The organism is Streptomyces sp. NPDC102437, assembly GCF_044765565.1.
In the GTDB taxonomy this organism is placed as follows: Bacteria; Actinomycetota; Actinomycetes; order Streptomycetales; family Streptomycetaceae; genus Streptomyces.
Genome location: NZ_JBIWKI010000104.1, coordinates 1 through 7511, shown reverse-complemented (window position 1 = coordinate 7511; position 7511 = coordinate 1). Strand labels below are relative to the sequence as shown.

Sequence of the window (7511 nt, the reverse complement as noted above, 5' to 3'; positions counted from 1 at the left end):
CATGGCGATGATGAACAGGTCTTTCGCCGTGGTCATTAACGGCTCCCCTCGGAGACATCGACAAAGGTGCGTCCCCACCGACCGGGCCCGCGTCCAAGGCCGGCCCGGCGGCGGGGCGACTGTCACGATCAGTATCGCCCCGCCGGAGTGGCCGAGCCCTTCCGCAAGGCTGCGGGAGTTTCTGCCGACGACGTCAGAACGGCGGGTCCTCGCTGTGCTGGCTCCCCGAGCCGCTTCGTCCGCCTGTCCGCCGAGCAGCTGCGAACGGTCGAAGGGAACAAGATCATCAGGCGCGTGACGTTTCCGCACGAGTCCTCCCACCTGGAGGATGAGACATGTTGAAGCATCTGGAGAACCGTCGAACTTCGGTTATGCGCTGTTGGCCTGTCCGCGGGGTACGGTCCGGCGTCATGCCGATCGCTGGCGGCGGGAGTTCTTTGCTACCGCATCCGCTACGGCACGAGCAGGACAGAGCGTGCAGCCCGCTTCCACCGTGGCGGCTCAACGCCCGGCGCCCCAGCGGGCGATGGCGCTGTTACTCGGGCACGCGGGACAGGATCGCGTCCAGCCCGAAGGCGAAACGGTCTTCGAAGGACCCTTGCCGCAGGTAGGTCATGGACTTGTGCAGTGCCGGGTGTGTGTCGGCGGTCACGGCTCGGGCGAGACGTTCGTCGCCTTGTGCGGGTGCGGCCTGTTCTTCCTGGGTCAGGCCGAGCGTGAAGTAATTGACCGTCCATGCTGTCCACGCCGCCTCCTTCTCGGCCGCTCCCGCCCGGAGAAGTGCGTCGACGAGATAGTCGGCGAAGCGCAGGGTGTGGGCCTCAGCGGGGTAGGTTCCGGTCACCAGGGCGGCACCGTCGCGGTGCGCGAGCAGGGCCCGCCGATAGCGGCCGACCAGTTCCCGCACGCGGTGCCGCGGTACCGCGGGCAAGTCGTCGTAGCGGATGCCGGCGAGGACGGCGTCGGCCATCAGCTCCAGCATCCGGGCCTTGGTCTTCACATGCCACAGCACGGTGTTCATCCGGACCCCGAGGTGGTCCGCTACCGCCCGGGTCGACAACCCTTCCAATCCCCGTTCCTGCAGTACCTGGAGCGCGGCGTCGATCACGGTCGTGCGGGTGAGCTGGCCCGTGGCGTCTTCCCTGGCTTGCCTGTTGGTCACTGACCTAGTTTACTCCAGAGGGCAGTTCTTGGTCACCGACCAAGGATCGAGGGAAGGGAAGATCATGGACTATCAGGTTGTCGTCGCCGGCGGAGGCCCTGTGGGCCTGTGGCTGGCTGGCGAGCTGCGCCGCGCCGACATCACCGTCGCCGTCATCGAGACTAGGACCGAGCGCGACATACGTTCCCGCGCACTGACCGTGCACCCGCGCACCATCGAGACATTCGCTTCCCGCGGCGTGCATGAGCCCTTCATCAGCGAAGGCATACCGCTGCCCGGCGGCCACTTCGGCGTGCTGGAGTCCCGGCTGGACTTCCGGCGCCTGCCCAGCCCCTTCCCCTACACCCTCGCCTTGCCCCAGGAGCGCACCGAGGCGCTGCTGGAGCAGCAGGCCCTCGACCTGGGCGCGGACATGCTGCGCGGCCGGGAGGTTACGGGCTTCACCCACGGACCGGACCACGTCGTGGTGCGCCTCACTGGTCCCCAAGGGCCCTCCAGCCTTCGGGCGGCGTACTTGGTCGGCTGCGACGGGGCCCGCGGCACCGTCCGATCCGCGGCCGGCATCAACTACCCCGGCACGCCCTCCACCGTGCTCGGATGGCTAGGCGACGTCCGTCTCGACCAGCCACCGGCCCCCGGATACAGCTACTTCGGCCCCGCGGGCACGCTTATGGCCGTGCCCCTGCCCGGCGGCATCCACCGCTTGGTCGGCATCACCCCCCGCGACCTGACCACCACCTGGCCCGGCGACCTCACCCTGGACGAACTACGCGAGAACGTCATCGCCATGGCCGGCACCGACTTCGGCATGCGCGACCCGGTTTGGCTCTCCCGCTACGGCAACGCCACCCGCCTGGCCGCGCAGTACCGCAAGGGCCGCGTCTTCCTCGCCGGTGACGCTGCCCACCAGCATTTCCCAGCCGGTGGCGTCGGTATGAACGTCGGCGTCCAGGACGCAGCCAACCTGGCCTGGAAGCTCGCCGCCACCCTCAACGGCTGGGCCCCCGACGCGCTGCTGGACACCTACCACACCGAACGCCACCCCGTTGGCGTCAACCTCACCGAGACCAGCCGAGCCCAGGTCGCCCTGATGACCGCCTTCAACCCCGACGGCCTGAGCCTGCGCAGCCTGCTTGCCCGGCTGATCATCACGCTGCCCGACCTCAACGACCAACTGGCCGCCCAGGTCAGCTCACTTGCCGTCGCCTACCCACCCGCAGACCCCAATGCGCACCCACTGGTCGGGACCCGCGCTCCCGCCCTCACCCTTGGCGACACCAGCCTGTTCACGCTGCTGCGCACCGACAGTTACCTCCTGCTGGACCTCACCCCAGGCAGCCGTCTCGACCGGCTTGCCCGGGCCGGACTGCGCGTGCACACCGGCACTCTGCACCTGCCCCCGGCCGACTGGGCTGGCATCCGAGCCGTTCTCATCCGTCCCGACGGCCATATCGCCTGGGCCGACACCCGTCACGACGACACCGCCCTCGCGGACGGCCTCGGTGCCGCCCTCGCCGTCACACACCGGAAGTGAGCCCTGCCATGAGTGTCCGGCGCATCGATCCGCCCGGCCTGTACGCCGCACCCGGCCTCATCAGCCAGGTCGTCACCACCACCGGCCGCCAGCTCATCCACCTCTCGGGACAGGTCGCCTGGGACGCAGCGGGCAACTGCACAGGCGCAGACCACGCGGCTCAGGCCGCTGTCATCGCCCGGAACATCACCACCGCCCTCGCCGCCGCAGGTGCCACCCGCGAGGACATCATCAAGGAGGTGATCTACATCGTCGACTACACCCCCGACATCCTCCCTCCCGTCCTGGCCGCCCTCCGTGACGGCGCCGCGGCACCTGCCAGCACCCTCATCCCCGTTTCAGCCCTCTTCGCCCCCGGCTACCTCCTCGAAGTCGACATCACCGCCACCGCCCCCGTATCCACGGCGCTCTGATCAAGACGGCGCCTGCCGTACGCAGGCTGACCTCTGCCAGCACCGTCGTCATCCGCGCCAGGGCGACGACAAAACCAGAATGCGGCTGTCGAAACTGGCAGCAGGGCCCTCCGACGGAGGGCCCTGCTTGCTGCACGTTCACAGTGGACAACGGACAGCATGAACACCCTGTCCATAACTTCGGCTCGTATCACCAGCCCGGCCCCTCAGGCAGGGTTGGCACCGCTTTGGCCAGTGCCGCGCTGATCGGGACTCCACACACTGATCCTGCCCCCGAGGCGCGCCGGACGGTCCGGACGGCCCTACCCGTCGACCAGCCCCGTCTCGGGCCTGCAGATCTGACACGGCTCAATGTCCGGCTCCGCCAGCCGCGGCGGCCCTTCAGCTGTCCTTGGCGAGGGCGTCGGCGAGCTGATCGTGGGTCATGCTGGACCGCCCTTTGACACCGGCCTTGGTGGCCTTCTCGTACAGCTCGGCCTTGGTCAGCGACCGCAGCGAACCGGCGCCCGAGGCCCTGCTGCGCTTCTTCGCGGCAGGCTTCTTCCCGCGCCCGGATTTCTCGGGGGCGCCGGCCTTCTCCCCGGTGTCCTTCGGGCTGCGGGCCCGCTCCACGCTGGCACGCAGGGCCTCCATCAGGTCGACCACACCGGTGGGCTGCGCGGCCGGCTCGGCCTTCTCCACGGCCTCGCCGGCGGCCTTGGCTTCGATCAGCGCCTCGACCTTCTCCTGGAAGGTGTCGTGGAAGTCTTCCGGGTCCCAGTCGGTGGTGAGGGCGTCGATGAGCTGGTGGGCCATCTTCACCTCGGCGGCCGTCGGCTCCGTCTTGCCTGGCAGGTCGGGGACCTCCTGGTGGGGGTCGCGGATCTCGTCCGCCCAGTGCAGGGTGTGCAGGGTCAGCAGGTCGTCCTCGGCCTTCAGAGCGACGAGGTACTCGCGCCCGCGCATCACGAAGGTCGCGATGCCTGCCTTGTTCGACTCCGCCAGCGCCCGCTGGAGCAGGGCATACACCTTGCCGTACTACTCGCCCCGCGGCCCGAGGTAGTACGTCTTGTCGAAGAAGACCGGTTCCACCGTGTCGAGATCGACGAACTCGGACACCTGCAGGGCCTTGGACCGCCCCGGCGCGATGTCGTCGAGTTCCTCGGACTCGACGATCACGTACTCGCTGCCGGTGTCGTAGCCCTTGACGATCTCGTCCAGGTCCACCTCATCACCGGTGCGCTCGTTGACGCGCCGGTTGCGGATCCGGTCCGCGGTCCCGCGCTGGAGCTGGTGGAAGCGGATCGTGTGACTGTCGGTCGCGGTGTACAGGGCGACCGGCAGCGAGACGAGCCCGAAGGAGACGATTCCCGTCCATATGGGTCTGGCCATCCTGAGGTCACCACCTCGACCTGCGATGCCGTGCTCCTTGTTTCCTTCCCCGCCCGACAGCTGATCACCCTTGCCGTGATGGCCGGGGGCACGGCTGCCAACGTGATTTCTAGTGTCTGGAGAACCGTCGAGTTTTGGCTCGTCCCCTGGATGCTGGCGGGTCAAGGAGGTAGGTGCTGTCTCGTGAACATAGCCAGGACGGCCTTACCCGTCGACCAGCCCTATCTGCGGATTGCAGATCTGGCATGGCTCGATGTCCGGCCCCGCCAAGGCGATCAGCGCCTCCTGTCGGTCGAGGAACCCGCCTTCGACCGGGTACAGGGCGCAGTCCCCGCGGTGCACCAGGGCCGCCGACGATGACCGCTGCGGCTGGATCTTCCACCGCATCGCGGCGTGCGCTTGCTCCCGGCGCCGCCGCTCCTGCTCCTGCTGGACCTCAAGCTCCCGCACCCGGTTCCGGGCCTTTTGTAGTTGCCACTCCAGCCACTCGACCAAGGCCCGGTTCTTGTCCAGGTCGGATATCCCGCCGGGCCCGGACACGGCTACGCCTCGTCCTCGGCCGGCTCGTGGGCGTGCTTGAGCGCCATGCGGGCCCCGACACGGTCGCCGGCTTCCACGGAGTCCCAGAAGGGGTGCGTGGACACGGTGATGCTGAGCTCCAGGAGCCAGGCGCGGAAGCGGGATACTTCGGCCTGGTCCTCGGTGTACCCCGGGCTGTCCGGCTTCGAGGAGATGTAGTTGCTGTGGAGCTGCTTGTCGCTCTCCCAGCCGGGCATCGGCTCGGCCGACCACGGGAGGCTCTTGGCGTACTGTTCGAAGGCGGCGCGGGTCTCGTGAGGGCGAGCCGGGCATCGCGCAGGTACGGATCCCGCGCACCGCGATCGACGCCATGGCCGCGGCGATGAGCGTGCGCACGGTAGCGATGCGCACTTGGCCCGACGGCATCGAGTGGATGTATCCGCTGGGGACGTGGGACGAGCCGCACCTGGGGGTGGCGCTCATGCCCGGCGGTGAAGAGGTGTGGCTGCGGATGTCCACCGACCGCTCCAGCGTCGCCGTGTGGACCATCCAGCAGTGGCTGGGCTTCGCCGGACAGCTGCCCGGGGCGCCTTCGGACTGAAGCGGCCGAAGCGGTCCGCCAGAGGCTGTCTACATCCGGTCGAGGCCGAACATCCGGTTCACGGCCTGTTTAACGGTGAGACCGCCTTGTTCTCGCTGGGTGGGGGCCGACGCGGCTGGGGGGAGCTCGACCGCAAGGACCTCAACGCGTTGGCCGGGGTCGGCCTGGGCCGCAATGCGGCTGCGCTCTCGCTCGGAAGCCGCGAAGAGCACGAGCGGGACCAGGCGGCGACGCAGGGCAGGAACACGGCTGGCTACGGGACAGATGACGGCGTACGGCTCGCCCTGGACATACACGGGCACCCCCATGGCGAACTCGGGGACGCCGTCGCGGCCGACGTTCGGGTAGACGCCAGCCTCGTGGAAGACGAACTCCACCACCGGCTTAACCAACGCCTTCTGGCGCTGGAGCAGTGCCTCAATCGCCGCCATGTGCTCCTGCTCGGCAGCCGCCTTGGCCTCGCGCTGACGCTGCTGGATGGCGGCCAGGCGCTCCCTCACCTGGTTCCTCCAGGCCGTGGCCCGGACCTGCTCCTCTTCGAGCCCGAAGTACCGCTCGGTGATCCACCGCCAGGTCTCGCCCTTCTCCCAGCTCGGCACGCGCAGGCGGTGAGGGCGGGTGGTGTTCGCGCAGATGGCGGCGACGAACCGGTCGAGCGGAAACGGCTCGACGCCCGACCACTTCCCATGCCCGCCGCACGGTAGAGCCCCTTCGACGCCCCAGCTGTTCCAGCCACAGTCGACGCGGTCGCAGCACCACTCCGGCTGGAAACAGGCGGCCCCTGCCGTGATCTGGACGGCGCCGCCGTCCTCGGGGCGAACGATCTGAACGGACGGCACCGCGTCGAGCCAGGGCACACTCTTGCGGTCGGTGAACCAGCACACCTCGACGCCGGCGGCGGCGTACCGGGCGGTGCGGGCTTCGATGTCGGTGATGGAGATGGCGGACATCTGCGCTTCCAGGGCAACGCGCCGGGTGCCGTCCGGGGAGGTAGCCATCACGTCCGCGCGCCAGGAACCGTCCAGGGCTGCAACCTCGTACTCGGCACTCCATCCGACCGCGCGGGCGTGATGGGCGAGGTCGAGCTTGAGGAGGTGGTGGGCCATGCCCTCGCCCGCGAGCCGCGCCTCGCAGTGCGGAGCGTTCTTGGCGTGCCGTAGAAACCACAGGTCGTACGCGCCGTATGTTCTGTGAACCAGGTGTAGGCGCCATTCGCACTCGTAGCAGGTCAGCGGTGCGGGCGGTTTGACCTTGTAGATGCTCTCCCGGTCCTGCCCGCACCCGAGGTCGGCCTGAGTGGCGTCAATCCGTCCCCACTTCCCATGCACCCCGACGAACACCATCGCGCTCTCTCCTTCAACAGATCCGTGACGGGCTGGGCTCAACCCGCGGGCGGACGGTAGGGCCCCGGTCTGACAAGGCATCCCCTGGACGGAGCAGCGCGATACCCCCTTCGTGGTACGGCAGTCCTTCCTCTCGCGTACTGGCCCTGGATTTCGTTGACCGGCAGTTCGGGGCTGCCGAGGGACACGGGGACGCAGGGGGATGCCACGCTTGTAAGACCTGTCCCGTAAGTGATGGTCGAGGCGGTAGGGCAGGGCCGGCCCGGAGCCCGCTACAGCGAAGGTGCAGTGGCAGGATGACGGCTTCGACCATCTTGAGAGGCCATCCTCGTGCCCACGCCTGCCGACTACCTCGCACTGGCGCATGACGAGAGAGACAGCTTTGTCCTGCAGCGTCTCGCGCAGTGTCCTTACCCTTTCGTCTGGCAAGCTCTGGCCGTCAATCCCTATACCCCGCCCGAAGCCCTCAAGGAGGCGTTGTCACGTTGGTGGGATGTTGATCGATTGAGGGCGCGTCAGTGCGTGTAGCGGTCTGGGCGGGAACCTGGGTCACGCTGTGGTGGGCGGG

The 7511-nt window shown here is 68.5% G+C and carries 7 protein-coding genes and 1 pseudogene; 3 read left to right on the top strand and 5 right to left on the bottom strand.

Annotated elements, in window-relative coordinates; all coding sequences use genetic code 11:
• Positions 1-535: 535 nt before the first annotated feature.
• Positions 536-1162 carry a TetR/AcrR family transcriptional regulator C-terminal domain-containing protein gene (locus ACIRJP_RS41585; RefSeq protein ID WP_404186300.1) on the bottom strand — a complete coding sequence of 209 codons (627 nt, stop codon included), beginning with the start codon at positions 1160-1162 and terminating at the stop codon, positions 536-538.
• A gap of 64 nt (positions 1163-1226) precedes the next feature.
• On the opposite strand from ACIRJP_RS41585, the gene ACIRJP_RS41580 reads away from it, so the two are divergent.
• Together ACIRJP_RS41580 and ACIRJP_RS41575 are read left to right on the top strand one after the other, a co-directional pair.
• Entirely contained in the window at positions 1227-2696 is a 1470-nt protein-coding gene (locus ACIRJP_RS41580) for an FAD-dependent monooxygenase (RefSeq protein ID WP_404186298.1), read from the top strand.
• 8 nt (positions 2697-2704) lie between these two features.
• A complete protein-coding gene (locus tag ACIRJP_RS41575) occupies positions 2705-3109 on the top strand; it encodes a RidA family protein (protein ID WP_356482689.1) in 405 nt (134 codons plus the stop codon).
• A gap of 381 nt (positions 3110-3490) precedes the next feature.
• Here the strand turns inward: ACIRJP_RS41575 and ACIRJP_RS41570 are convergent.
• The 3 genes and pseudogenes from ACIRJP_RS41570 to ACIRJP_RS41560 all read right to left on the bottom strand — a co-directional run bounded on the left by ACIRJP_RS41570 (position 3491) and on the right by ACIRJP_RS41560 (position 5256).
• Positions 3491-4480, bottom strand: a pseudogene (locus ACIRJP_RS41570) (Ku protein).
• A 204-nt stretch (positions 4481-4684) separates the two neighbouring features.
• A complete protein-coding gene (locus tag ACIRJP_RS41565; protein WP_404186295.1) occupies positions 4685-5020 on the bottom strand; it encodes a DUF6233 domain-containing protein in 336 nt (111 codons plus the stop codon).
• A 2-nt stretch (positions 5021-5022) separates the two neighbouring features.
• Complete coding sequence (locus ACIRJP_RS41560; RefSeq protein ID WP_404186294.1) at positions 5023-5256, bottom strand: hypothetical protein; 234 nt, start codon at positions 5254-5256, stop codon at positions 5023-5025.
• Between the two features lie 125 nt (positions 5257-5381).
• Between ACIRJP_RS41560 and ACIRJP_RS41555 the strand changes: the two genes are divergently transcribed.
• Positions 5382-5600 (top strand): hypothetical protein, encoded by a 219-nt coding sequence (locus tag ACIRJP_RS41555; RefSeq protein WP_404186292.1) that lies wholly within the window; start codon positions 5382-5384, stop codon positions 5598-5600.
• Between the two features lie 29 nt (positions 5601-5629).
• On the opposite strand, the gene ACIRJP_RS41550 is transcribed toward ACIRJP_RS41555, so the two are convergent.
• Positions 5630-6943, bottom strand: coding sequence for a competence protein CoiA family protein (locus ACIRJP_RS41550; protein ID WP_404186290.1), 1314 nt, complete (start codon positions 6941-6943; stop codon positions 5630-5632).
• Positions 6944-7511 lie beyond the last annotated feature (568 nt).